The 24,498-nt window shown below is 68.8% G+C and carries 22 protein-coding genes; 17 read left to right on the top strand and 5 right to left on the bottom strand.

Annotation, left to right across the window (positions count from 1 at the left end; genetic code table 11):
- Nucleotides 1-23 precede the first annotated feature (23 nt).
- From AMYAL_RS0134420 to AMYAL_RS0134410, 3 genes are all read right to left on the bottom strand, one after another.
- A complete protein-coding gene (locus AMYAL_RS0134420) occupies nt 24-1,820 on the bottom strand; it encodes a fibronectin type III domain-containing protein (protein ID WP_026467677.1) in 1,797 nt (598 codons plus the stop codon).
- Nucleotides 1,821-1,902: 82 nt separating this feature from the next.
- Nucleotides 1,903-2,838 (bottom strand): helix-turn-helix domain-containing protein, encoded by a 936-nt coding sequence (locus AMYAL_RS0134415; protein ID WP_020635846.1) that lies wholly within the window; start codon nt 2,836-2,838, stop codon nt 1,903-1,905.
- Nucleotides 2,839-2,898: 60 nt separating this feature from the next.
- The gene (locus tag AMYAL_RS0134410; RefSeq protein WP_020635845.1) at nt 2,899-3,291 is read right to left on the bottom strand and encodes a winged helix-turn-helix transcriptional regulator; all 393 of its coding nucleotides are present in this window, start codon (nt 3,289-3,291) and stop codon (nt 2,899-2,901) included.
- 98 nt (nt 3,292-3,389) lie between these two features.
- Between AMYAL_RS0134410 and AMYAL_RS0134405 the strand changes: the two genes are divergently transcribed.
- Nucleotides 3,390-3,797 (top strand): RidA family protein, encoded by a 408-nt coding sequence (locus AMYAL_RS0134405; RefSeq protein WP_020635844.1) that lies wholly within the window; start codon nt 3,390-3,392, stop codon nt 3,795-3,797.
- 3 nt (nt 3,798-3,800) lie between these two features.
- On the opposite strand, the gene AMYAL_RS0134400 is transcribed toward AMYAL_RS0134405, so the two are convergent.
- Together AMYAL_RS0134400 and AMYAL_RS0134395 are read right to left on the bottom strand one after the other, a co-directional pair.
- Entirely contained in the window at nt 3,801-4,280 is a 480-nt protein-coding gene (locus tag AMYAL_RS0134400; protein ID WP_026467676.1) for a cupin domain-containing protein, read from the bottom strand.
- A gap of 143 nt (nt 4,281-4,423) precedes the next feature.
- Nucleotides 4,424-4,855: a VOC family protein gene (locus AMYAL_RS0134395; protein ID WP_020635842.1), complete on the bottom strand. Its 432-nt coding sequence runs from the start codon at nt 4,853-4,855 to the stop codon at nt 4,424-4,426.
- A gap of 66 nt (nt 4,856-4,921) precedes the next feature.
- Between AMYAL_RS0134395 and AMYAL_RS0134390 the strand changes: the two genes are divergently transcribed.
- The 16 genes from AMYAL_RS0134390 (at nt 4,922) to AMYAL_RS0134315 (ending at nt 24,498) form a co-directional block, all read left to right on the top strand.
- Nucleotides 4,922-5,578 carry a GntR family transcriptional regulator gene (locus AMYAL_RS0134390; RefSeq protein WP_020635841.1) on the top strand — a complete coding sequence of 219 codons (657 nt, stop codon included), beginning with the start codon at nt 4,922-4,924 and terminating at the stop codon, nt 5,576-5,578.
- Between the two features lie 208 nt (nt 5,579-5,786).
- On the top strand, nt 5,787-7,100 hold the full coding sequence (locus AMYAL_RS0134385) for an ABC transporter substrate-binding protein (RefSeq protein WP_020635840.1): 1,314 nt from the start codon (nt 5,787-5,789) through the stop codon (nt 7,098-7,100).
- Nucleotides 7,100-8,056, top strand: coding sequence for a carbohydrate ABC transporter permease (locus AMYAL_RS0134380; RefSeq protein ID WP_020635839.1), 957 nt, complete (start codon nt 7,100-7,102; stop codon nt 8,054-8,056). The genes AMYAL_RS0134385 and AMYAL_RS0134380 overlap by 1 nt, the downstream gene beginning before the upstream one ends.
- A complete protein-coding gene (locus AMYAL_RS0134375; protein ID WP_020635838.1) occupies nt 8,049-8,888 on the top strand; it encodes a carbohydrate ABC transporter permease in 840 nt (279 codons plus the stop codon). Before AMYAL_RS0134380 ends, AMYAL_RS0134375 begins: the two co-directional genes overlap by 8 nt.
- A gap of 26 nt (nt 8,889-8,914) precedes the next feature.
- Nucleotides 8,915-10,252, top strand: a complete 1,338-nt coding sequence (locus AMYAL_RS0134370; protein ID WP_020635837.1) for a GH1 family beta-glucosidase — start codon at nt 8,915-8,917, stop codon at nt 10,250-10,252.
- Nucleotides 10,253-10,519: 267 nt separating this feature from the next.
- Nucleotides 10,520-11,995 (top strand): amidohydrolase family protein, encoded by a 1,476-nt coding sequence (locus AMYAL_RS0134365; protein WP_020635836.1) that lies wholly within the window; start codon nt 10,520-10,522, stop codon nt 11,993-11,995.
- On the top strand, nt 11,992-13,134 hold the full coding sequence (locus AMYAL_RS0134360) for a M20 family metallopeptidase (protein WP_020635835.1): 1,143 nt from the start codon (nt 11,992-11,994) through the stop codon (nt 13,132-13,134). Before AMYAL_RS0134365 ends, AMYAL_RS0134360 begins: the two co-directional genes overlap by 4 nt.
- 31 nt (nt 13,135-13,165) lie before the next feature.
- Nucleotides 13,166-14,050 carry a hypothetical protein gene (locus tag AMYAL_RS0134355; protein WP_026467675.1) on the top strand — a complete coding sequence of 295 codons (885 nt, stop codon included), beginning with the start codon at nt 13,166-13,168 and terminating at the stop codon, nt 14,048-14,050.
- Nucleotides 14,047-15,153: an o-succinylbenzoate synthase gene (menC, locus tag AMYAL_RS0134350; protein ID WP_020635833.1), complete on the top strand. Its 1,107-nt coding sequence runs from the start codon at nt 14,047-14,049 to the stop codon at nt 15,151-15,153. Before AMYAL_RS0134355 ends, menC begins: the two co-directional genes overlap by 4 nt.
- Nucleotides 15,154-15,229: 76 nt before the next feature.
- The gene (locus AMYAL_RS0134345) at nt 15,230-16,900 is read left to right on the top strand and encodes a PucR family transcriptional regulator (RefSeq protein ID WP_020635832.1); all 1,671 of its coding nucleotides are present in this window, start codon (nt 15,230-15,232) and stop codon (nt 16,898-16,900) included.
- A 138-nt stretch (nt 16,901-17,038) separates the two neighbouring features.
- The gene (locus tag AMYAL_RS0134340; protein ID WP_020635831.1) at nt 17,039-18,310 is read left to right on the top strand and encodes an MFS transporter; all 1,272 of its coding nucleotides are present in this window, start codon (nt 17,039-17,041) and stop codon (nt 18,308-18,310) included.
- 280 nt (nt 18,311-18,590) lie between these two features.
- Nucleotides 18,591-19,502, top strand: a complete 912-nt coding sequence (locus AMYAL_RS0134335; RefSeq protein WP_020635830.1) for a serine hydrolase — start codon at nt 18,591-18,593, stop codon at nt 19,500-19,502.
- A 120-nt stretch (nt 19,503-19,622) separates the two neighbouring features.
- A complete protein-coding gene (locus AMYAL_RS0134330; RefSeq protein WP_020635829.1) occupies nt 19,623-21,011 on the top strand; it encodes a serine hydrolase domain-containing protein in 1,389 nt (462 codons plus the stop codon).
- Nucleotides 21,008-21,910 (top strand): serine hydrolase, encoded by a 903-nt coding sequence (locus AMYAL_RS0134325; RefSeq protein ID WP_020635828.1) that lies wholly within the window; start codon nt 21,008-21,010, stop codon nt 21,908-21,910. The genes AMYAL_RS0134330 and AMYAL_RS0134325 overlap by 4 nt, the downstream gene beginning before the upstream one ends.
- Nucleotides 21,911-21,919: 9 nt before the next feature.
- The gene (locus AMYAL_RS0134320) at nt 21,920-23,518 is read left to right on the top strand and encodes an ABC transporter substrate-binding protein (RefSeq protein ID WP_020635827.1); all 1,599 of its coding nucleotides are present in this window, start codon (nt 21,920-21,922) and stop codon (nt 23,516-23,518) included.
- Complete coding sequence (locus AMYAL_RS0134315) at nt 23,518-24,498, top strand: ABC transporter permease (RefSeq protein WP_020635826.1); 981 nt, start codon at nt 23,518-23,520, stop codon at nt 24,496-24,498. Before AMYAL_RS0134320 ends, AMYAL_RS0134315 begins: the two co-directional genes overlap by 1 nt.

Here is a 24,498-nt window from a genome sequence, read left to right as displayed (position 1 = left end):
CGAGCCCCAAGCGCACTGGAGCCTTAGAGGGTCAGTGACCAGGCGTCGAGAACACCGGTGTCGCCGGGGCCGTAGTCGGTGACTCGAAGTTGCCACTTCCCGCCTGCGGGCGACGACGCGCCGGGCACCGAGAACGTCCGCGCGCCGCTCCAGGCCGTGCACGCCGCACCGCCGCTGTACTTGAGCGGGTAGGCCTTGCCCTTGGGGTCCAGCAGTGTCACGCCGAGGTCCTCGGCGCAGGTGTGCCGGATCGTCACCGAGATCCCGAGCGACGTGGCGGCCTGTCCGGTGAGGGTCGAGGTCACCGGACTGAACACCTGCTGGTGGTCACGGATCGCGAAGTCGGTGTCGTTGCTCAGTGTCCGGACTCCGCCGGGCGCGGTTCTGGCGGACACGACACCGCTCGCGGGCGACACGTTCCCGGCCGCGTCGCGGGCCTTCACAGTGAAGCTGTACGAGGTGTCCGGGGTGAGACCGGTCACGGTGGCGCTGGTCCCCGTCACGGACGTCGCGAGCGCGGAGCCGTTGTAGACGTCGTAACCGGTGACACCGACGTTGTCCGTGGCCGCGTCCCAGGCCAGCGACACGCTGTCCGGCGTCGTGCCGGTGGTCCGCGCGTTGCCGGGCGCGCTCGGCGCCGTCGTGTCGCCGCCGCCTCCGGTCACCAGCGTGAGGTTCCACTTGTTCAGCGCCTCGACCACCGGCTGGAAGATCGACATGTCCCCGTCGCTCGGATTCTCCACGCATTTCGACGGGCCGCCGTCGTGCAGGCCGACCGCCTTGGTGCCGAGCAGCCAGCCGCCGCCCGAGTCACCGCCGAGCGAACACGCCGTCGTCCAGGTCAGGTCCTCGATGATCAGCCCGCCGCCGTAATCGACGGACTTGTGCGTGTACTTCACCTCCCCACATTTCCACTTCGACGTGTTGCCGGAGTGGCAGACCCGGTCGCCGACCATGGCTTCGGCCGAACCCGTGACGGTGACGGCGGGCTCGCCCCAGGTGTTGACCGCCGCCGAGAGTTCCCAGCCGGACTGTGTCACCGCGACCACGCCCATGTCGCCTTCGCGGGCGTTGACGCTGCGAGTGCCGCCGACGTTCGAAGTGCCGATCCGGTTCTGCTGACCCTGTGCGCCGTAAGCGGCCTGATCGCGGTCGTTGGTGCAGTGCCCGGCGGTGAGGAAGTGTTTGCCGCCCGCGGAATCGGTCGCGCCGAAGCCGACCGAACAATTGCTCTCGCCACCCGGCCACCACGGGCTGCCGGTCTGGATCGTGCCTGCCTGCTGAACCGGCGAAGACCCGGTTTCGGTGATCCGCACTCCGAGATCCCTTGCCCTGAAGAGAAAACTCTCGGTCTCGGCGGTCTTGCGGGAGCGATCCACCGAGATCCCGACCTCGTTGTTCTGGACGTCGACACCCCAGCCGAACACACCGGGGACACCGTCGCCGACGAGTGACCGGACGGCTTCGTCTGTCCGGTCGAGATCGGCTTTGCTCCGGGAAACCAGCCGCGGTTCGGCACCGGCGGCCCTGGCCGCGTCGGCGTCCGCCGCGTTCGTGACGGCCAAGGTCAGCTTGCCCGCGGCCGCGTCGAACCACTGCCCGGCTGAGCGGGCGCGCAGTCCGTCAGGGAGCGACGTGGCCAGCCGGTGGGCCTCGTCCTGCGCGGCCAGCTGGGATTCGGCTTCGGACACGGTCAGGCCGAACGCGGCGGCCACACCGTTCACTTCGGCGTCCGGATGGGCCGGTGCCGCGGCACCGGCCGCCGGGCTGAGCCCCAAGGCGGCCAAGGCCACGAGACTCAGACAAGAAAGGACTCGCATGCGCACTCCTCGAATCGAAAGAAGGTGCGCTGACGGTAATTCCCTCACCTCGCGAAGGCGTAGCCCCGCGAGTCGTTAACAATTAAGAGTCCCAGTCCCATTCGAAGCCGAACCGGCCAGGGCCGAAATTCAAGGCGACGCCGTGCACGGAATCTTCGCCAGGCAAGACGTCCGCCCACTCGGCGGATTGTCCGTCCTGTTCGGAATATCGTCGGCATCGTGCTGGAAGGACGCCGGGGGAGAAGCGTATCTCGAGCACGTATTCACGGGCGGGCAGGCGGAATTTGCGTTCGTAGCTCGTCGCGTGCGGAAACGGGCGCTCGTTCACCAGAGTGTGCTCGGTGATGACCGTTTCGCCTTTTGCGAGCGGCCGTTCGAAGAGCAGTTCCATCACCAGAAGTCCGTCTTCGGGGCGATGCACACTCCGGCCGGGGTGGCAGCCCCGGAGCGAGGTCACCTCGGGCAGCGGCCGGTCGTGCTCGTCGATGTGGACGATCATCACCCACCGGTCCGGGCCGTCGGCCTCGGCGCGGAGCACCTGCCGCGACCGGAACGCGAGCTCTTCCTTGCCGGGCCCGACGGAGACGACGTCGTGCTGGCTGATCCTCGTCAGCCGTTCGTCCCACCGGGTGTCGACCTCGCTGACAGCCGCGTCGATCCGTGTCCGGTCCGGCCAGAACCGGCCGATTTCCGGCAGGTCGTCCGCGCGGGCAGGCCATCGGCCGCGTGCGCGCGGCGGGCCGAGCAGTGTGGTCAGGCAGCCGGGCGGTACCTCCAGCACCTGTTCGAGGTGCCGCAGCGCGACCACCGAATCCCGGCGCTCCGGACGGCTGCGCCCGGACTGCCAATAGCTGAGCGTCGCCGCGGTGATCGAGATGCCGCGAGCGCGCAGATGGTCACGCAGGCGTTCGAGACTGAGGCCGCGCATCCGGATCGCCTCGCGCAGCGCGTCGGCGAAGGGCCCGTCGCGGAGCAACCGCTCGAACCCTGGCCGGTGTTCCGCTCCGCCGGAGGTCACGCGACGAGCATAGATCGCCGACAGCGGGTAATTGAACCGGTCGAAGCTCTGGCCAGGACGTTAACCGTTAACAGGCGCGTCGAACCGGTGACGGGAGTCTTCGATGTGGCCGAGGAACCGGTGGGTCCAGTCGCACATCCCGTCGACCGTCGCGCGCAGTCCGTGCCCCGCCTCGGTGAGGGTGTAGTCGACTCGCGGCGGCACGGTCGGATGCACCGTCCGCTCGATCAGGCCGTTGCGTTCCAGCATCCGCAGGTTCTGGGTGAGCATCTTGTGGCTGATGCCCTCGATGTCGTTCCGCAGTTCGGTGAACCGCCGGGTGCGATCGCCGATCATCTCGATGATCAGGAGGGCCCACTTGTTGGCGATGTCGGAGAAGATCTCCCGCGCCAGCGAGTCCGCCCGCATCAGGTCCGCGTCGTCGGTCTTGCCGCTGAGCTGCTTGGTCACCATCAGGTTCCCCAGTCACGAAAAGGTGCGTTCTTCCAGGTCGCCGCACACTCTCCTACAGTTCCTGGGTAACCACAAGTGACCAAGAGCAAGGAGTACCGATGAGCATCACCCTGGTGAATCCGGCGGGACTGCCGGAGATCCCCGCCTACCGGCAGGTGTCGATCGCGACGGGGTCGAAGCTGGTCTTCATCGCGGGACAGGTCGCCTGGGCCGCCGACGGTGCCACAGTCGGCGAAGGAGATCTCGCCGCCCAGGTCGAACAGTGCTACCTGAACATCGGCACCGCGCTCGCCGGGGCAGGCGCCACCTTTGACGACGTCGCGAAGATGACCGTCTACGTCGTCGACTGGACCCCGGACAAACTCGCCCTGTTCCTCGAAGGCGTGGACCGGGCCGCCGCCAAACTGGGCGGCACCCCGGTCCCGCCGGGCACGCTGATCGGTGTCGCGGCACTCGACGTGCCCGAGCACCTGGTCGAGGTCGAGGCGACCGCGGTCATCGACTGACGCTCACTGGCCGCGGGCGGCGCGCCAGATCGGGCTGTCGACGTAGTGGTTGTCGTACTGCTTCGACGACGCGGCGATCTCCGACGGGTCGGCTTCACCGCGGGCGACCCGGTCGAGGAGCCGGTAGTAATCGAAGCGGGCCATGCCGGGAGTGAAGGTCACCAGGACGTCGGCGTCCGAACCGGCCTCGGGCCCGAACGCGTGCGGCACCTGCGGCGGCACGGCGAGGAAGTCGCCCTTCTCCAGGGTGTGCAGGGTTTCATCGACGAGCACCTGGAGTTTTCCTTCGAGCACGAAGAAGAACTCGGTCGCGCGGGTGTGGAAGTGGGCCGGGGTACCGAAGACGCCGTCCTTCAGGGTCGCGCGGTTCGCGGTGAAGCCCCCGTCGGTGGTGTCCGAGTCGGCCAGCAGCGTGATGTCACTGCCCGGCGCGTCGCTGACGATCTCGGCGTCGGCGGCCCGGAGGAGGATGGGGTCGAACATGGTGGCGTCTCCTTGGTTTTCCGTGTTCAGCAGGCTCGCTGACAGGACAAGCATCTCCCGGCGGCAGGCCTTGATCAACGCGGAAAGCCGCACCGATCGATAATGTGGGGATTATCAATCCGCGCTTCCGGGTGGATCGGGGCTCAGGCGGCGAAGACCTGCGAGTCGTCGGCGAACGCCTTGAACTCCAGGGCGTTGCCCGCCGGGTCCAGCAGGAACATCGTCCACTGTTCGCCGGTCTGGCCTTCGAACCGGACGTAGGGCTCGATGACGAACGAGGTGCCCGCCGCGCGCAGCCGGTCGGCCAGCTTCCGGAACTCCGGCACGGTGAGGAGCAGGCCGAAGTGGGGGACGGGCACGTCGTGTCCGTCGACGGGGTTGTGGATCTGCTTCGGCCGGTCCGGGGCGACATGCGTGACGAACTGGTGGCCGTGGAGGTTCCAGTCGATCCAGGTGTCGGAGCTGCGGCCCTGTTCGAGGCCGAGGACTTCGCCGTAGAAGGTGCGCGCGGCGGCCAGGTCGTCGACGGGCATGGCGAGGTGGAAGCGCGGAATGGAGGAGTCGAGGATAGTCATGTCTGAATGTTAACATTAGGACAAAGCGTGGGCCGCTAAGATCGGGCCCTCCTAGGGAGGGTGACGATGAGCGAACCCGGCAGGGTTGTGCCGGCGCGTCGTCGCGGGCTGGCGGACGAGGTCGCGGACAGAGTCAGGGACGCCATCTTCGGTGGCGCCTATCCGCCTGGCGCGCAGTTGCGCGAGGTGGAGCTTTCGGAGGCACTCGGCGTCAGTCGCGGCCCGGTGCGCGAAGCGCTGCTCAAGCTGGAGCGCGAGGGGCTGGTCCGCAGCGAATGGCACCGCGGCGCGATCGTCACGACGCTGTCCGATGTGGACGTCGCCGAACTCGACAGTCTCCGTTCGGCGCTGGAACAACTCGCCGTCCGGCTGGTGGTCGCTTCCGCGTCCGAGGCGGAACTGGCCGCGATCGACGAGGTCGTCGAGCGGATGGACCGGGCTCGCGACGAGCACGAGATGGTGCGCTGCGACATCGACTTCCATGACGTGGTCTACGCGGCTTCCGGGCATCGGCGGCTCATCGAGGCGTGGCAGGCGATCCGGTCGCAGGTGCACCTGTTCCTGCTGACGCGGATCGGCGTGAACTCCGAGGGGTATCTCGCGAGCATTCCGGAGGAGCACCGGCGGCTGGCGTCGGCTCTTCGTGATCGCGACGGCGAGAGGGCGCTGGAGCTGTTCGCCGCGCACCGGGGACAGGCCATCGACGTGCTCACCGGAAAGTGAGCGTGGCGCCCGGCCGTCCCGGTCTGCGATGATCTCTCACGGGAATCGGGGCTGACCTGGTAATCGCTCACCTGCGATCGCCGGGTACCAATCGGCGTCCGGGTCTTGACGGCAGCGTTGTGTCTAGCCTTAACTCAAGCCCTGAAATAAGGCGTGTCACGGATCACAGCTCCGGACGCGGCTTGGCCACTCACCCCGAGGACCATCGATGCGAATCGGAAAGATCGCTCCCGCGCTCGTACTGGCGCTGGCGGCCGCAGCCACGACGGCGTGCGGCGGCGGCGACACGTCGTCCAGTGCTCCCAAGGAGCTCGTGTACTGGGCTTCCAATCAGGGCACCAGCCTCGACAACGACAAGGCAGTCCTGCAGCCCGAACTCGACAAGTTCGAGAAGGCCTCCGGGATCAAGGTCAAGCTCGAGGTCGTCCCGTGGACGGATCTGCTCAACCGGATCCTCGCGGCCACCACCTCCGGCAAGGGGCCGGATGTGCTCAACATCGGCAACACCTGGTCGGCCTCGTTGCAGGCGACCGGGGCGTTCCTGCCGTTCGACGACGCCGCGCTGGAGAAGGCCGGGGGCAAGTCGCGGTTCCTCGGCCCGTCGCTGGCGGCCACCGGGGCGAGCGGGCAGCCGCCGGTCGGCGTGCCGCTCTACGGTCAGGCGTACGGCCTGTACTACAACAAGAAGCTCTTCGCGGAGGCCGGCATCGCCAAGCCGCCTGCCACCTGGGAGGAACTCGTCGAGGACGGCAAGAAGCTCACCAAACCGGAGAAGGGCCAGTGGGGGCTCTCGCTCCAGGCCGGTCAGGTCACCGAGAACAGCCACCACGCGGCGATCCTCGGCGCCCAGCAGGGCGCGCAGTTCTTCACCCCCGAGGGCAAGCCGCAGCTGGCATCGGATCCCTCGGTCGCGGCCGTGCAGCAGTTCGTCGACCTGATGCAGAAGGACAAGATCGTCAACCCGGCCAACGCCGAATACGCCGACACCGCCAAGTCCCTCAAGGACCTTTCGGACGGCAAGGCCGCGATGTTCATGAACCAGGCGTCCGCGGGTTCGTTCAAGAACATCGGGATGGACATGGCGAACCTGGGGGTCGCGCCGATCCCGCTGCCCGCCGCCGCGCCGCCGAACGGCCGGAAGGTGAGCAGCTTCGTCGCGGGGATCAACATGTCGGTCTTCAAGGGCACCAAGAACCCCGACGCCGCACTGGACTTCGTGAAGTTCATGGTCTCGGCGCCGGAGCAGGCGCTGCTCAACAAGACCTACGGTTCGCTGCCGACCGTCCAGGACGCCTACAGCGACGCGGCGTTCCAGACCGAGGACGTCAAGGTGTTCCAGAACGTGCTCGCGAACTCGGCCGAGCCGATGCCGCAGGTTCCGCAGGAGTCGCAGTTCGAGACTCTGATCGGCACCGCGATGAAGGCGATGTTCGCCGACGTCGCCGCGGGCAAGCCCGTCGACGGCGCCAAGATCCGGGACCAGCTGAACCAGGCGGACCAGCAGATCGCGGCCGGTAGTTGATGCCGACCGCGCTCGACAACGCCCCGGCCGTGAACGCGGCCGGGGCGCCCGGACCTCAGCGGGTCCGGCGCAAGCGGCGCCGGGTCGCGCTGCCGTACCTGCTCCTGCTCCCCGCGATCCTGCTCGAACTGCTCGTCCACCTGATCCCGATGATCGCCGGGCTCGTGATGAGCTTCTTCAAGCTGACGCAGTTCTCCATCCGGGACTTCACCACCGCGCCGCCCGCCGGACTGGACAACTACAAGTTCGTCCTGGACTTCAACTCCGCGGCGGGGAAGTCGCTGCTCGGGTCGTTCTGGATCAGCGTTCTCTACACCGTCCTCTCGGTCGGGTTCTGCTGGCTCTTCGGGACCTCGGCCGCCGTGCTGATGCAGAAGAACTTCCGGGGCCGTGGCGTGCTCCGGACGCTGTTCCTGGTGCCGTACGCGCTGCCGATGTACGCGGCGGTGATCACCTGGTCGTTCATGTTCCAGAAGGACACCGGCCTGGTGAACGACCTGCTGGGCACCGATTCCTTCTGGCTCATCGGGGACAACAGCTTCTGGTCGCTGGTGGTGGTCTCGGTCTGGCGCAACTGGCCGTTCGCGTTCCTGATCGTGATGGCCGGGCTGCAGAACATCCCCGGCGAACTGTACGAGGCGGCGGCCATCGACGGCGCGGGCTGGTGGCGGCAGTTCCAGGCGATCACCCAGCCGATGCTGCGGCCGGTCAACCAGGTCCTGCTGCTGGTGCTGTTCCTGTGGACCTTCAACGACTTCAACACACCGTATGTCCTCTTCGGAGCGTCCGCGCCGAAGGAGGCGTCGCTGATCTCGATCCACATCTACCAGAGTTCCTTCGTGACCTGGAACTTCGGTCTCGGCTCGGCGATGTCGGTGCTGTTGCTGCTGTTCCTGCTCGTCGTCAGCACCGTCTACTTGGGACTGACCGCGCGAAGGAGGAACGCCGTTGTCTGAGCCTCGCTGGGTCCCGTGGGCCCGCCGGATCGTCCTCGGCTTCCTCACCCTGTTCACCCTGGTGCCGCTGTACGCCATGGTTTCGTCGTCGCTCAAACCACTCGGGGACGTACAGGGCAAATGGGAGTGGATCCCGACGACGCTGACCATCCAGCCGTTCTTCGACATCTGGGAGACCATCCCGCTCGCCGACTACTTCGTGAACAGCCTGGTCATTTCGGGGTCGGCGGCGATCCTCTCGGTCGTGATCGCGATCTTCGCGGCATACGCCCTGAGCCGTTTCCGGTTCCGCGGCAAGAACTTCTTCAAGCTGACGGTGCTGTCCACGCAGATGTTCCCCGGCATCCTGTTCCTGCTGCCGCTGTTCCTCATCTTCGTCAACATCGGCAACACCACCGGCATCGTCCTGTACGGCTCGCGGCTCGGGTTGATCATCACCTACCTGACCTTCTCGCTGCCGTTCGCCATCTGGATGCTCGCCGGCTACATCGACTCGATCCCCAAGGAACTCGACGAGGCCGCGATGGTCGACGGCACCGGGCCGCTCGGCGCGCTGATCCGGGTGGTCGTCCCGGCGGCCATGCCGGGCGTCGTCGCGGTGGGGATCTACTCGTTCATGACCGCCTGGGGCGAGGTCCTGTTCGCGTCGGTGATGACCGACTCGGGCACGCGGACCCTCGCCGTCGGGCTCCAGGAGTACTCCACCCAGGTCCAGGTGTACTGGAACCAGGTCATGGCCGCGTCCCTGATCGTCTCCGTGCCGGTCGTCGCCGGATTCCTGCTGCTCCAGCGTTATCTCGTCGCCGGTCTGACCGCCGGCGCCGTCAAATGACCCGCATCGCCGAAGAGAGGTCTGCCTTGAACCTGCACCTGCCCGCCGATTTCCTGTGGGGTGCGGCCACCGCCTCGTACCAGGTCGAGGGCGCCGTCGACGTCGACGGCCGCCTGCCGTCCATCTGGGACGACTTCGTCCGGGTGCCGGGTGCCGTCCTGAACGGCGACACCGCCGACGTCGCGTGCGATCACTACCGGCGCTGGCCGGAGGATCTCGGCATCATGAAGCAGCTGGGCCTGGACGCGTACCGGTTCTCGGTCGCCTGGCCGCGGGTGATCCCGACCGGCCGCGGCGAGGTCAACGCCGCCGGTCTCGGCTTCTACGACCGGCTGGTCGACGCGTTGCTCGAAGCCGGGATCCGGCCGTTCGCCACGCTGTTCCACTGGGACCTGCCCTCGGCACTGCAGGCGAACGGCGGCTGGCCCGAGCGCGACACGGCCTACGCGTACGCGGACTACGCTGCTGTCGTCGCGGCGAAACTCGGTGACCGGGTCAAAGACTGGAACACCGTCAACGAGCCGTTGTGCTCGGCCTGGCTCGGCTACCTCGAAGGCCGCTTCGCGCCGGGGATCAAGGACCTCGAGCAGGCGATCCACGCGTCACACCATCTCCTGCTCGCGCACGGCCTCGGCGTGCAGGCGATCACCGCGAACGCCGCCGAGCCCGCCAACGTCGGCCTGGTGGTGAACCTCAGCGGGATCGAGCCCGCGTCGGACGCCGCCGAGGACGTCGAGGCGGCGGCCCGGATGGACGGGCACGTCAACCGCTGGTGGCTCGACCCGTCGAACGGCCGCGGCTACCCGGCGGACATGATCGAGGTCTACGGCGTCGAGCCGCCCGTGGTCGGGGACGACCTCGAAGTGATCTCGACCCCGGTCGGCTTCCATGGGCTGAACTACTACTTCCGCCAGATCGTCGAGGCCGACCCGAACGGCCCCGTACCGCGTGCCAGGCAGGTGCCCGTCGAAGGGGCCGCCACGACCGCGATGGGCTGGGAGATCCACGGGCAGGGGCTCGCGGATCTGATCCACCGGCTCGCCGACGAATACGGCGCACGGGCCATCTACGTCACCGAGAGCGGGGCCGCCTTCGACGACAAGGTCGCCGAGGACGGATCGATCCACGACGCCGACCGCATCGCCTACCTGGAGGAACACCTGGGCGCCGTCGCCGGTGCCGCCGAGGCGGGCGCTCCGGTGAAGGGCTACTTCGCCTGGTCGCTGCTCGACAACTTCGAATGGGACAGCGGGCTGAGCAAGCGGTTCGGGCTCGTGCGGGTCGACTACGACACGCAGGTCCGGACGGTCAAGGCGAGCGGGCACCGGTACGCGGAGATCATCGCGGAGCACCGGAACCGCTAGCGACTCACTTGCGGTCTCGGGTGTCGCGAAAGCCACTTTCGGGACACCAGACGTCCCGAAAGTGGCTTTCGCGACACCGCCCGTGAGGCCGAGCACCCGGCGGTGGCTGCTGCTGACCTCCGGCCACCCAGTGACCCGGACGAGGAGTGGAAAGCGGTTCGTGCGGGCGGATGGACCCGAGGGCGCGGATTCGTCGCCCGGTACGAACGGACACCTGCCGAAACCTCCTAGGGTCGCCATGAACGAGGCGATCCAAGGAGGCGAAGCATGCGGACACTCTTGCGTGGCGGTCGTGTCATCGACCCGGCGACGGGGTTCGACGGCACGGCCGACGTGCTGGTATCCGACGGGGTGGTCACCGCCGTCGGGGAAGGTTTGACCGCCGAGCCGGGCGACATGGAGATCGACGTCACCGGGCTCGTCGTGGGGCCGGGTTTCATCGACCTGCACAGCCACGTGCACACCATCGCGGGCCAGCGGCTGCAGGCGATGGACGGGGTGACGACCGCGCTCGACCTCGAAGCCGGGCTGATGCCGATCGAGCGGGCGTACGCCGAGGCCGCGGCGGCGGGACGTCCGCTGCACTACGGGTTCTCCGCGTCCTGGGGTGCCGCGCGGGCGCAGGTGCTCGCCGGGATCGAGCCGGACGCGAATATCGACAGCGGTCTCGCCGTGCTCGGAAACCCGGTCTGGCAAAGGTCTTCGTCGCCGAAGGAACTGGCGGCCTGGCTGTCCCTTGTGGACGGTGAGCTGGCCGCGGGCGCGCTCGGCGTCGGCGTGCTCCTCGGCTACGCGCCCGACACCGACCCTGGTGAGTTCCTCGCGCTGGCCCGCCTCGCGAAGGAGGCCGGGGCGCCGACATACACCCACGTCCGTGAACTGGTCGAGGTGAACCCCGAGACACCCGTCGACGGCTCGGCGGAGATCGCGATCGTCGCGGCCGAGACCGGTGCCGCGATGCACCACTGCCACGTGAACAGCACGTCCGGTCACCAGATCGAGCGGGTGCTCGCGGCGCTGGAAGCGGGCCGCGCGGCCGGGTCGCGGGTGACCGTCGAGGCCTATCCGTACGGTGCGGGCAGTACCGCGATCGGCGCGGCGTTCCTCTCACCCGAACGGCTCAAGATGAAGGGGCTGTCGCCGTCCAGTGTGATCATGCTGGAGACGGGGGAGCGCATCGCCGACGAGGGACGCCTGCTCCAGGTGCGCGCCGAAGACCAAGGCGCGCCGTGCATCCTGGAGTTCCTCGACGAAAGCAACCCGCGCGACCTCGGTCTGCTGCACCAGGCGCTCGTGTTCCCCGACGCCATCGTCGCCAGCGACGCGCTGCCCGTGTACTGGAAGAACGGGACCAGTGAGAGCACCGAATGGCCGTTGCCGCCCGGCGGCGCGACGCATCCGCGCACGGCGGGGACGTACGCCAAGACGTTGCGCCTGATGGTGCGCGAGAGCAAGGCCTGGACCTGGCTGGAGGCGTTCCGTCGCTGCTCCTACTTGCCGGCGCGCGTGCTCGACGAGGTCGCGCCGGGGGCACTGGCCAAGGGAAGGCTCAACGTCGGTGCCGACGCCGACATCGTCGCCATCGACCCGCACGCCATCACCGACGCGGCGACCTACTTCGACCCGACCAGGCCTTCGGTCGGCGTCCGGCATCTGTTCGTTTCGGGCGTTCCTGTCGTCACCGACGGGAACCTGCGCACCGACGCCTTCCCCGGCAAGCCGCTGCGGGGTGAGCCGCGATGAGCGACCTGCTCGCCGACATCGAGACGCTCGTCCGCTGCGAGTCGCCGTCGTCGGATCACGAAGCGGTGGCCCGCAGCGCCGAAGTGGTGGCCGGAATGGGCCGGAGGCTGCTCGGCGTGGAGCCGGAGCGGATCGTCGTCGACGGGGTCACCCATCTGCGCTGGCGCTTCGGCGACGGGCCGCCTCGTGTCCTGCTCCTCGGCCACCACGACACGGTGTGGCCCCACGGTTCGCTGGAGACACATCCGTTCTCCATCCGGGACGGCGTGTTGCGCGGACCCGGATGTTTCGACATGAAGGCCGGGGTCGTGATGGCGCTGCACGCCGCCGCGACCGTGCCCGATCGCGGCGGACTGTCCATTTTGGTCACCGGTGACGAGGAGATCGGCTCGCCGTCGTCCCGTGCCCTGATCGAGGAATCGGCGGCGGGGTGCGACGCCGCGTTCGTGCTGGAGGCCTCGGCCGACGGCGGCGCGCTGAAATGCCGCCGCAAAGGCGTTTCCCATTACCGAGTCGAGGTGGTCGGGCGCGCCGCGCACGCCGGTCTCGAACCGGAGAAGGGGATCAACGCGGGAATCGAGATCGCCCATCAGATCCTCGCGGTGGCCGCGATCGCCGATCCGGCGGCCGGGACCAGCGTGACCCCCACCGTCGTCTCGGCGGGAACGACGGTGAACACCGTTCCCGCCGCCGCGGGTGTCGCCGTCGACGTGCGGGTGTGGAACGAAGCCGAGCAACTCCGCGTCGACAGGGCCATGCGGGACCTCCGTCCGGTACTGGAGGACGCCGAGGTCCGGGTGACCGGCGGGATCAACCGGCCGCCGCTCGAAGAAAGCTCGTCGGCGGGATTGTTCGAGCTGGCCCAGGACCTGGCAGGCCAACTCGGGCTCGGGGAACTGGCTTCCGCGTCGGTCGGCGGCGCCTCGGACGGCAATTACACCGCGGGGATGGGAATTCCCACCTTGGACGGTCTCGGCGCCGTCGGCGGCGGGGCCCACGCGGATCACGAACACGTCATCGTCGCGGAACTGCCGCGACGGACCGCTTTGCTGGCCGCACTCGTGGAAAACGTTCTCGCGAAGCGGGGTCCGTCCGGCGCGACGAATCCCGCGGGCGAATCTGGTGCGGCGCGACGGTGACTCGGCCACCGTGCCGGGAAAGGATTGTCCCGTGACGAATCTTGCGACGAATACGGAAAGCCCGTCGTCGGCCGAGGTGCGCGCCGAAGCCGTCGCCGCCGCGCGGGCCACGGCCGTGGCTTCGGGCGTCGAAATCCGCGAACTCACCGAAATCGCCGATCTGGCCGCCGTGGTCGGCCTGTTCGAGTCGATCTGGAAGTCCGCGCCCGGCTCCCGGCCGGTGAGCACGGAGCTGCTCCGTGCGATGTCCTCGGCCGGGAACTACGTCGCGGGCGCGTTCGAGGACGGCGAACTGCTGGGGGCCTGTTTCGGCTTCTTCGGCAACCCTGGGAAAGGCAGCCTGCACAGTCACATCGCCGGCGTCGCCGGCGCCGGCGTGGGGCGGGGGATCGGGCGCGCGCTCAAACTGCACCAGCGCGCCTGGGCGCTGTCCCAGGACGTCTCGACGGTCACCTGGACCTTCGATCCGCTGGTGCGACGCAACGCCTACTTCAACCTGGGGAAACTCGGCGCGCGGCCGATCGGCTACCTGCCCGACTTCTACGGTCCGATGGAGGACAGCATCAACGGTTCGGGTGACACCGACCGGCTGATGGTCGGCTGGGAGCTGGCGAGTCCGGAGGTCCGCGCCGCCGCTTTCGGCGATCCCGTCCTGATCGACGCGGAAGCGCTGGGCGCGGTGAAGGCGCTGTCGGTCGACTCCGACGGCGGTCCGAGCATCGGATCCGCGGACGGGCGGACCGTGCTCGTCGCCGTCCCGCCCGACATCGAACGGTTACGCCGCACCGATCCCGGTCGCGGCAACGCGTGGCGCGTCGCCCTGCGCGAAGTCCTCGGCGGACTGATGGCGGACAACGCCAAGGTCGCCGGTTTCGATCGTGCCGGCTGGTACGTGATCTCGAAGGAGCAGTCGTGAAACTCAGCGGTGTGGAACTGCGCCGGCTCCGGATGCCGCTCGTGGCCCCGTTCCGGACGTCGTTCGGGACGCAGTCCGAACGGGAACTCCTGCTCGTCCGCGCGGTGACCCCGGCGGGCGAGGGCTGGGGCGAATGCGTCACGATGGCGGCGCCGGTCTACTCGTCGGAGTACAACGACGCCGCCGAACACGTGCTGCGCAACCATCTGATCCCGGCCCTGCTGGCCGCGGACGACGTGACCGCGCACAAGGTGACGCCGCTGCTGGCGAAGTTCAAAGGCCACCGGATGGCTAAGGGGGCGCTGGAGATGGCCGTCCTCGACGCCGAACTCCGCGCGCATGAACGGTCCTTCGCGGCCGAACTGGGGTCCGTTCGCGACTCCGTGGCCTGCGGCGTCTCGGTCGGGATCATGGACTCGATCCCGCAGCTGCTCGACGTCGTCGGCGGCTACCTCGACGAGGGTTACGTCCGGATCAAGCTGAAGATCGAACCCGGCTGGGACGTCGAGCCGGTGCGGCAGGTGCGGGAGCGCTTCGGTGACGACGTGCTGCTCCAGGTCGACGCCAACACCGCGTACACCCTGGGCGACGCGCCGCTGCTGTCGCGGCTCGACCCGTTCGATCTCCTGCTGATCGAGCAGCCGCTCGAAGAAGAGGACGTGCTCGGCCACGCCGAACTGGCCAAGCGCATCCGGACGCCGATCTGCCTCGACGAGTCGATCGTCTCCGCCAAGGCCGCGGCGGACGCGATCAAGCTCGGCGCCTGCCAGATCGTCAACATCAAACCGGGCCGCGTCGGCGGCTACCTCGAAGCCCGCCGGGTGCACGACGTCTGCGCGGCGCACGGGGTCGCGGTGTGGTGCGGCGGGATGATCGAAACCGGCCTCGGCCGGGCGGCCAACGTCGCGCTGGCGTCGCTGCCCGGCTTCACGCTGCCGGGTGACACGTCGGCGTCCGGCCGGTTCTACCGCACGGACATCACCGAGCCGTTCGTGCTGGAGGCCGGGCAGCTGCCGGTGCCGACCGGACCGGGCCTGGGCGTGACCCCGATTCCCGATCTCCTGGACGAGGTCACCACCGGAAAGGTGTGGATCGGTTCGTAGCGCGCTACGAATTCCGAGGTTAGATTTGGTCGAGACGAACCAATCGGTTCGGCGAAACCGGGTTTAACTTCGGGGGGTGCTGACACCGGTGCCCAGCAAGCCGCATACGAGCTTGGGACGCGTCCTCGAGGACCTCGGGGACGTGCTCCTGGAGCCGATCGCGGTCGGCAGGACCACCCGTAAGCGGCTCGGCGGGGTGGTCATCCACGATCCGCACGACGAATCCGACATCCCTGGCGGAGCCGTCGTGCTCGGCGTCGGGGTGCGGGAGCAGGACGAGGTCGTCCGCCTTCTGCACGACGTGGGTGCGAGGGGCGCGGCGGCGCTCGTCGTCCGTTCTCCCGTCACCCCGGCGCCGGAACTCCGGCGAGCCGCGGACTCGTCCGGGGTCGCCCTGCTCGGGCTGGCGCGCGGCGCGTCCTGGGCTCATCTCGCCGCCTTGCTCAGGACCTTGCTCGCCGAGGACGACGTCGGTGAGGTTTCGCCGCAGACCCTCGGCGGGATGCCGTCGGGTGATCTCTTCGCGCTGGCCAACGCGATCGCCGCTCTGCTGGACGCGCCGGTGACCATCGAGGACCGCAACTCCCGCGTCCTCGCGTTCTCCGGGCGGCAGGACGAGGCGGACCCCTCCCGCGTCGAGACCATCCTCGGCCGCCAGGTGCCGGAACGGTTCACCCGAGGCCTGGAACGGGACGGCGTCTTCGAGAAGCTGCACCGCGACCACACACCCGTCTACGTCGACCCGCAGCGCTACGACGACATCGCCATCGCCATTCCGCGGGTGGCGCTCGCCGTCCGCGCCGGCGACGAGATACTCGGCTCGATCTGGGCAGCGGTCCGGGAGCCGCTCAGCGAGGAGCGGACCCAGGCCCTGATCGACGCCACCAGACTCGTCGCGCTGCACATGCTCCGGCTGCGCGCGGGCGCCGACGTCGAACGGCGGCTGCGCGCGGAGCTGGTGAGCACGGCGCTCGAAGGTGGCTCCGGGGCGCCGGAGGCCATCGCCCGGCTCGGTCTGCTCGGCCAGCCGTCGATCGTGCTCGCCATGGGCCTGCTCGGCGCGCCCGCGCTCGAAGACGACCTCCGCCTGATCGCGGACCGTCAGCGCATCGCCGACGCGCTGGCCATGCACCTCAGTGCCGTGCAGCCGCGTTCGGCCGTCGCTCTCGTGGGAGACGTCGCGTACGGCATCGTCCCGATGCCCGGCAGCCACGACGACTGTCAGGAGCGTTCGGTGCGGGTCGCGTCGACCTTCCTGGAACGCACCGGACGGCGCGCGGCGGCCGCGATCGGCATCGGACCGCTCGCGCTCGACGGTTCCGGCCTGCGCGCCTCGCGCGACGGCGCCGACAGGGCGTTGCGCGTGCTGCTCACCAACGCCGGCGGGAAGCGCGTCGCCACTTCCGACGACGTCCACGTCGACGCGCTCATGCTGGAACTGGCCGACCTCGCCGCCGCCAGGGGAGACGTCGCGACAGGACCTGTCGCGCGGCTGCTGGCCTACGACACCCAGCACCAGTCACAACTGGTGCACACCCTCCGGTGCTGGCTGGACGCCTTCGGTGACATCGGCGCCGCGTCCGCGGCGGCCTACGTCCACCCGAACACCTTCCGCTATCGCCTGCGACGTCTCGCCGAGGTCGGCGAGATCGACCTCGACGACGCGGGAGAGCGGTTCGCCGCCATGGTGCAACTGCGGCTGCTGCCCGGCGACGCGAGGACGGGTCCGCCGGGCGCCGAAGACTGACGTTGGTCAGCCCGGCCTGAAACGGCGGCGGATGTTCGTGAGATCGCACGAACTCCACCCGCCGGGCGCGTTTCAGAATGAGTGATCGGCGCCACCCTCGCCGTTCTCCTTCTCTCCCAACGTTTCCGCGGAGGCGCCATGACGACAGTGGTCAATGAGGACACCTGGACAGCGCGGCGGGTCAACCGGACGGCGCTCATCACCATGGTGGTGATGGTCTTCGCCTGGGCGGTCGACTACATCGACCGGTTCTCCATCGGGATGGCGCTGCCGATGATCGGCGCCGAGTTCGACCTCAGCAAGACCCAGCAGGGCTGGCTCGTGACCGTGTTCGCGCTCGTCTACATGGTCTGCCAGATCCCGGCGGGTTTCCTCGCCGACCGGTACGGCTCGCGAGGGCCGATGCTGGTGACGTTGCTGGCCTGGTCGGCGTTCACCGCGATGACCGGGATGGCGGGCACCTTCGGCATGCTGCTGCTCGTCCGCGGGCTTTTCGGCGTATGCCAGGGACTTTTCCCGGCCGCCTCGTTCAAGGCGATCGCCGAACGGACCACTCCCGGCAACCGTGCGACGGTGACCGGCGTGATGCTGTCCGCGGGCGGGATCGGCGCGGGGCTGGCGCCGCTGATCGTCGGCCCGCTGCTGATGGCGGTCGGCTGGCGGCACACGTTCTTCTGGATGGCGGGGATCGGCGCGATCATCGGCGTTGTCGTCTGGACGATGCTGCCCAAGGCGCTGCCGAAGTCGTTGAGCAGCCTTCCCCGCACCGAGGCGAAGACGCCGGAGGTGTCCCGCAAACAGGTGCTGAAGTCCTTTGTGGTCTGGAAGTTCACCCTGTTGTTCTGCGCCACCAACATGCTGAACTACGGCCTGATCACCTGGGTGCCCAGCTACCTGCTGGAGGCACGGGGACTGACGCTGAACCAGACCGGTGTCCTCGCGGCGATCCCGATGCTGGTCAGCATCGGCACGACCATCCTCGGCGGCTGGCTGTTCGACCGCTACTTCCACGACCACGGCCGCTGGTATCTCAGTTCGATCGCACTGGTCACCGTGGTGCTGCTGATCCTGATGGTGAACGCGGACAGCACGGCGGAGTTCACCCTTTACGAGACGCTGGCCCTCGCGGTGTTCGGCATGGCGACGATGGCCGTCTTCGGCCTGCCGCTGCGCGTGCTGCCCACCGCGGTCACCGGGATCGGCATGGGAGTGATGAACTTCGGCGGCCAGGTGGCAGGCGCGGTCGCCCCGGTCGCGATGGGCTGGCTCGCCGACGCCTTCTCCTACACCGCCGCGTTCGGTTTCCTCATCGTGACCACGTTCCTCACCGCCGTGATGGCGTTCTGGGTGCCGCAGAACCCGGCGCAGTTCACCTTCGCCACCGCGAGTCCCAGCTCGGCGGGGTCGTGAGTGCCGGTGGTTTGGTGCCGGCACCTCTCCGGCGAGGTCGCGAAAGCCACTTTCGGGACATCCCGTGTCGCGAAAGTGGCTTTCGCGACACGGCGGCCGGCGGCTGAGACGACCACCTCGGCCCGACGCTCACCTGGTGCGGTGGCGCGTCGGAAGACGTTGTGAAAGTGACTTTCGCAACGTTGAGGGTTGCGAAAGTGGCTTTCGCAACCTCGCTCACGGCCACAGCAGCTTTCCCCGGCCACTCACGAGACTCGCCACTCACAAGACAGGAGTCCCCATGCCCACCGCCGCTGAAGTCATCGAAACGATCAACGCCCGCGCGAAGGAGACCGGCGTCCGCGTCCGGCTGCACGCGGCCGAAATCGACGGCACCCGCCGGATCGGGATCGACGAGACCACACCCGTCGTCACGGCGTCGGTCTTCAAGCTCCCGGTCGCGCTGGAACTGGCCAGGCAAGCCGCTGACGGCGGGCTCGACCTCGGCGAGCCGGTCACGGTCCCGCCGGGGCATCCCACGCCGAGCCCGTACGGTCTCGCCACCTTCCGGCACGAGATCACGATGTCCTGGTACGACCTCGCGATCCTGATGATCGGGATCAGCGACAACGTCGCCACCGACCTGATCGTCGCCCGCGTCGGGAAGGCCGAGACGGAGAAAACGTTGCGGCGTCTCGGTTTCGAGCACACCACGGTCCCGCAGGACTGCGGCGAGGTGCTCGGAAGCATCGGGGAGGACCTCGGGATCTCCTACGAGGACGACGAGAAAGCGCTGTCCGAGCTGTCGATCGAGCAGATACAGGCGTTGCGCGCGTTGCAACCGGAGCACACCTGCGCCACGACGGCCGAAGAGATCACGCGGCTGCTCGCGCTGATCTGGCGCGACGAGGCCGCCTCGCCGACGGCGTGCGCGGACGTCCGGCGCTGGCTGGAGCTCCAGGTGTGGCCGCACCGGCTGCGGTCGGGGTTCCCGGACGACGGGATCCGCGTCAGCGGCAAGACCGGGACCCTGCCGTCGGTGCGCAACGAGGTCGGTGTGGTCGAGTACCCGGATGGGGGCCGTTACGCGGTAGGGATTTTCACCGACGCCGTCGACGGGCGGTCGCGAGTGCCGGAGCGGGACGCGTTCATCGGCTTCGCGGCGGCGCAGGCCGTCGAATGGCTCAGGCTTCCCGAGGCCGGGAGCGAATGATTCGTCCGCACGGATGAATTTTCCCGTCGCTCTCGTCGTTCCGCACGAACCGGTGACGCCCGTCACCGTCCTAGCATTCCGGGAACCGCCGGACCACCCTTTCCACGGACAAGGATGCCCATGTCGAAACTTTCCGAAATCGATACCTGGCTCGCGGAGAATCTTTCCCCGCTCCTGGCGAAGCATCAGGTGCCCGGCGCGGCCGTCGCGGTCTTCGCGAACGGCGAGGTGATCGACCACGCGGCAGGCGTCCTGAACAAGGGCACCGGCGTGGAGTCCACAGTGGACTCGGTCTTCCAGGTCGGCTCGATCACCAAGGTGTGGACGACCACCCTGGCGATGCAGCTCGTCGACGAGGGCAGGCTGGACCTCGACAAGCCGGTCCGCGACTACCTTCCCGAGTTCGTCCTCGCCGACGACGCCGCCGCGGCGCGGATCACCGTCCGGCAGCTGACCTGTCACACCTCCGGTTTCGAGGGCGACATCTTCACCGACACCGGGCAGGGCGACGACTGCGTCGCGAAGCTCGTGGCGACGCTGGCGGACGTCCCCCAGCTGTTCGAGCCGGGAGAGATGTTCTCCTACAACAACGCCGGGTACTGCGTGCTCGGCAGGATCGTCGAGGTCCTGCGCGGCAAGTCCTACGACGACTGCCTGCGCGAGCACCTCTTCGCCCCGCTCGGGCTGACCCACGCGGCCGCCGGGCCGTACGACGCGATCCGCTACCGCGCCGCGATCGGCCACATCCAGCCGACACCGGACGACGAGCCGGTGGCCGCGCCCGTCTGGGCGTTGACCCGGTCGAACGCCCCGGCCGGTTCACATCTCGCGATGCGGCCGCGCGACCTGCTCACCTTCGTGCGCATGCACCTCAACGAGGGCCGCGCGGACGACGGCACACAGGTCCTGAAGCCCGAAACCGCCCGCGCCATGTGGGAACGTCAGGTCGAACTGCCCTACCTCGGCCTGATGGGCGGGGCGTGGGGGCTCGGCTGGATGATCTTCGACTGGGACGGCGGCCCGGTGATCGGCCACGACGGCGGCACCATCGGCCAGTCCGCGTTCCTGCGGGTGGTGCCGGGCAGCAACGTCGCGGTGGCGCTGCTGACCAACGGCGGCAAGCCGATGCACCTCTACCGGGACATCTTCGGGAAGGTACTGGGTGACCTGGCGGGCGTCGAGGTCCCGCCGCTGCCCGAACCCGACGCCGCGGAGACCCCGGCCGACCCGTCCCGCTACGTCGGCGAATACTCGTCGCAGGTCGCGGACATCGTGGTCAGCCAGGACGAGGACGGCGAACTGTGGCTGGAGCGCACGCCGAAGGGGATCTTCGCCGATCTCGGAACGGGGCCGGAGAAGAGCAAGCTGCTCGGTTACAAGGGCGACACCCTGGTCGTCGAACACGACGGGCTCGGCCTGCACATGCCGCACGCGTTCGTCGGTGACGACGGCACCGGACGGGCGATGTTCGTCCACACCGGACGGGCCGACCGGCGGGTGAGCCGGTGACAGCGATATCCGACGAGATCGAAGCGGTCTTCGCGAACGCGGGGGCGCGCGGGTTCGTGCACGCGCGCGAGGTCGGCGTCCCCGACGGCCCCGAGGTCGGCGTCGGCGCGGACGATCCGGTCGTGCTGGCGTCGGTGTTCAAGATCCCGGTGGCGGTCGCCTTCGCCCGTGAGGTGGCGGCCGGGCGGCTCGACGAAACCGAGCGGACCCGCGTCACCGCGCGCTACCGGATCGGCGGCATCGGTACCGCCGGCTGTGCGGACGACGTCGAGATGAGCTGGCGCGATCTGGCGCATTTCATGCTGACGATGAGCGACAACGCCGCGACCGACCTCGTCTACCACCGGATCGGGCAGGACGCCGTCGACAAGGTCCTCACCGACCTTGGCCTCACCAGGACACGGCTGATCGGCTGTTGCGAAGACCTCTTCGCCTCGGTGATCGCCGATCTCGGCGCGAAACCGGACGACGACCTGGAGGCCGTCCTCGCCGCGGCAAGCGAGGAGCAGCTGTGGAAGCTCGCGGTGCTCGACCCGGAACGCACCACGTCGTCGACCCCGCGTGAGATCACCGAACTGCTCGACGCGATCTGGACCGACCGCGCGGGCGACCCGGCCGCCTGCGAACGCGTGCGGACGATCATGGCCCAGCAGATCTGGCCGCACCGGATCTCGTCCGGCTTCCCCGCCGGAGTCGGGATCGCGGCCAAGACCGGGACGCTTCCCGCCGTCCGCAACGAAGCGGGAGTGGTGACCCAGGTGGACGGGCGCCGGTACGCGGTCGCGGTGTTCACCCGCGCCGACTCCCTCGCCGACCGCCTGCCCGCGGTCGATTCCGCCATCGGCGAGGCCGCCCGGCTCGCCGTCGAACACCTCCGTGCGCAGACCGTGACCCAGTAGGAGAACCGCATGAAGAAAGCCCGGCTCACCGCCGCGATCGCGAGCGTGGTGGCCTTGACCGTGAGCGCGTGCGGGGGGACGTCGCAATCCGGGCAGGACCGGACCGCGAACCAGAAACTCACCGAAGGCAAGACCTTCACCATGGCGATCGGCACCGATCCGGGAGCGCTCGACCCGGCGATGACGGTGCTCTCGACCGCCCTGGAGATCGGCCGCTACCTCTACGACAGCCTGATCAACCTCGACGAGACCGGCAAACCGGTCCCCGGACTCGCCGAGAAGTTCGAAGCCACCACGACCACGGCGTCCTTCACCCTGCGGAACGGGATCACCTGCGACGACGGCACCCCGCTGACCGCGAGCGGCGTCGCCGCGAACATCAACTTCGTCGGGGATCCCGCCAACAAGTCCCCGATGTCCGGGCTCACCGTCGCGCCGGGGACCAAGGCGACCGCCGACGACGCGGCGCGGACGATCACGCTCACCAGCGGCGCGCCGGACGCGTTCCTGCTGCGCAATCTGGGCGGGATGCCGATCGTCTGCGGCAAGGGCGTGACCGACCGATCGGCGCTGGCCAAGGGAAAGTACGGCACCGGCCTGTTCACCATGACCGAGATCGTGCCGAACGACCACTACACCCTCACCCGGCGGAAGGACTACGCGTGGGGACCGGGGGACTGGCGGCCTGAGCAGCCCGGTCTGCCGGAGAAGGTGGTCTTCCGGGTCATCCAGAACATGACGACCACGTCGAACCTGCTGCTGTCCGGTGAGCTGAACGCCGCCCGGATCGTCGGCCAGGACCAGCAGCGCCTGCGTGCCCAGAAGCTGTTCCACGGCGAGCTGTCCGTGCCGATGGGCGAGATGTTCTTCAACCAGGCGCCCGGCCGGGCTGGCGGTGACCAGAACGTCCGCCGCGCGCTGGTGCAGGCTCTCGACCTCGCCCAGATCGGGAAGGTGCTCACCAGCGGTTCCGGGGCGCCGAGCCAGGGGATGGTCACCGTCGAACCCAAGGCCTGCGCCGGTGACGCGGTGAGCGGCAAGCTGCCGGCGTTCGACGTCGCCGCGGCCAAGTCCGCGCTCGACGCGGCGGGCTGGAAACCGGGACCGGACGGCGTCCGGGTCAAGGACGGCAAACGGCTCGCGCTCACCGCCATCTACGGCACCCAGCTCGGTCCGACGATGGCGCCCACCGCCGAACTGATGCAGCAGTCGTGGAAGGCGGCCGGTGCGGAAGTGACGCTCAAGGGTCTCGACAGTCCGGGGACCAGCCAGGTGCTCTTCAGCACCGGTGAGTGGGACATCTCGCTCGCACCGGTGACCCTGCTGCTGCCGAGTCAGATCAGCTCGTTCGTCTCCGGGCCGAAACCGCCCGGCGGCACGAACTTCGCGCATATCGAGAACGAGCGGTACACGTCGCAGGCCGCCCAGGCGGCGCGGCTGCCCGGCGACTCCGGCTGTGCGACCTGGCTGGCGGCGGAATCGGCGCTCATCGAGCGGCTGGACGTCGTGCCTTACGTCAACTCGGTCATCCCGATCTTCGGCAGCAACGCGAAATTCAAGGTCAACTTCGGCACGATCGACCCGTCGAGCATCCGGATGTACAGCTGATGGCGGTCGCGCTCGCCCCGGCCGGGTTGCGCGGCAATCCCTGGCTCTCGTTCGCCGCGCGTCGCCTCGGCCGGTTCGCGATTTCGCTGTGGGTCTTGGTCACCACGGCGTTCCTGATGATCCAGCTGATCCCCGGCGACCCGGTCCGGGCGGCGCTCGGCCTGACCGCACCGGTCGAGCTGGTGAACGCGCGGCGCGCGGCCCTCGGACTCGACGATCCGCTGTGGCAGCAGTACCTCCACTACCTCGGAGGGCTGTTCACCGGTGACTTCGGGACGTCGATGACGAGCGGGCAGGCGGTCTCCGAGGTGATCGGGGACCGCCTGCCCGCCACCCTGCAGCTCGCGTTGCCCGCCTTCGCGGTGGTCATCGCGGTGGCGATCCCGCTGGGGCTCCTGTTCGCGGTGCTGACCCGCGGTGGGCAGCGGCGGGGTACCGAACTGGCGTTCACCTCGACGACGGTGCTGCTCGCGGCCATTCCCGAATTCCTGGTGGCAGTCGCGCTGGTCGCGTTCTTCGCGGTCCAGCTCGGCTGGTTCCCGGTGGCCGGGAGCGAAGGCGCCGGTTCGCTCGTCCTCCCGATCATCGCGCTGGCGCTCGGCCCGGCCTCGGTACTCTCCCGCATCGTCCGGGTGGAGACGCTTTCCGTACTGGGCAAGGACTTCATCCGCACAGCGCGGGCGAAACGGTTGCCCGCGCGGATGGTCTACCTCCGGCACGCGCTGCCGAACGCGCTGACCGCGACCCTGACCATGGGCGGGCTGATGCTGACCGGGATGGTCGCCGGGACGGTGCTGGTGGAGAACGTGTTCGCCTGGCCCGGTCTCGGTTCGACCATCGCGCAATCGATCCTGCAGAAGGACTATCCGCTGGTGCAGGGGATCGTGCTCGTCTACGGCATCGGGGTGCTGCTGGTGAACCTGACGGTCGACGTGCTGCTGGCCGTCCTCGATCCGCGTTCGACGATCCGGGAGAACTGA

The organism is Amycolatopsis alba DSM 44262 (genome assembly GCF_000384215.1).
Classification (GTDB): domain Bacteria; phylum Actinomycetota; class Actinomycetes; order Mycobacteriales; family Pseudonocardiaceae; genus Amycolatopsis; species Amycolatopsis alba.
The sequence above is the reverse complement of the archived record's forward strand: the minus strand, read 5'-3'. Positions and strand labels throughout refer to the sequence as shown.

Coding starts and splice junctions, on each gene's coding strand:
- AMYAL_RS0134390 (WP_020635841.1), top strand. CDS start 4,922: ATGAGCGAACCCGGCAGGGTTGTGCCGGCGCGTCGTCGCGGGCTGGCG.
- AMYAL_RS0134360 (WP_020635835.1), top strand. CDS start 11,992: ATGAGCGACCTGCTCGCCGACATCGAGACGCTCGTCCGCTGCGAGTCG.
- AMYAL_RS0134365 (WP_020635836.1), top strand. CDS start 10,520: ATGCGGACACTCTTGCGTGGCGGTCGTGTCATCGACCCGGCGACGGGG.
- AMYAL_RS0134395 (WP_020635842.1), bottom strand. CDS start 4,855: ATGACTATCCTCGACTCCTCCATTCCGCGCTTCCACCTCGCCATGCCC.
- AMYAL_RS0134385 (WP_020635840.1), top strand. CDS start 5,787: ATGCGAATCGGAAAGATCGCTCCCGCGCTCGTACTGGCGCTGGCGGCC.
- AMYAL_RS0134405 (WP_020635844.1), top strand. CDS start 3,390: ATGAGCATCACCCTGGTGAATCCGGCGGGACTGCCGGAGATCCCCGCC.
- AMYAL_RS0134340 (WP_020635831.1), top strand. CDS start 17,039: ATGACGACAGTGGTCAATGAGGACACCTGGACAGCGCGGCGGGTCAAC.
- AMYAL_RS0134420 (WP_026467677.1), bottom strand. CDS start 1,820: ATGCGAGTCCTTTCTTGTCTGAGTCTCGTGGCCTTGGCCGCCTTGGGG.
- AMYAL_RS0134315 (WP_020635826.1), top strand. CDS start 23,518: ATGGCGGTCGCGCTCGCCCCGGCCGGGTTGCGCGGCAATCCCTGGCTC.
- AMYAL_RS0134400 (WP_026467676.1), bottom strand. CDS start 4,280: ATGTTCGACCCCATCCTCCTCCGGGCCGCCGACGCCGAGATCGTCAGC.
- AMYAL_RS0134335 (WP_020635830.1), top strand. CDS start 18,591: ATGCCCACCGCCGCTGAAGTCATCGAAACGATCAACGCCCGCGCGAAG.
- AMYAL_RS0134380 (WP_020635839.1), top strand. CDS start 7,100: ATGCCGACCGCGCTCGACAACGCCCCGGCCGTGAACGCGGCCGGGGCG.
- AMYAL_RS0134330 (WP_020635829.1), top strand. CDS start 19,623: ATGTCGAAACTTTCCGAAATCGATACCTGGCTCGCGGAGAATCTTTCC.
- AMYAL_RS0134320 (WP_020635827.1), top strand. CDS start 21,920: ATGAAGAAAGCCCGGCTCACCGCCGCGATCGCGAGCGTGGTGGCCTTG.
- AMYAL_RS0134410 (WP_020635845.1), bottom strand. CDS start 3,291: ATGGTGACCAAGCAGCTCAGCGGCAAGACCGACGACGCGGACCTGATG.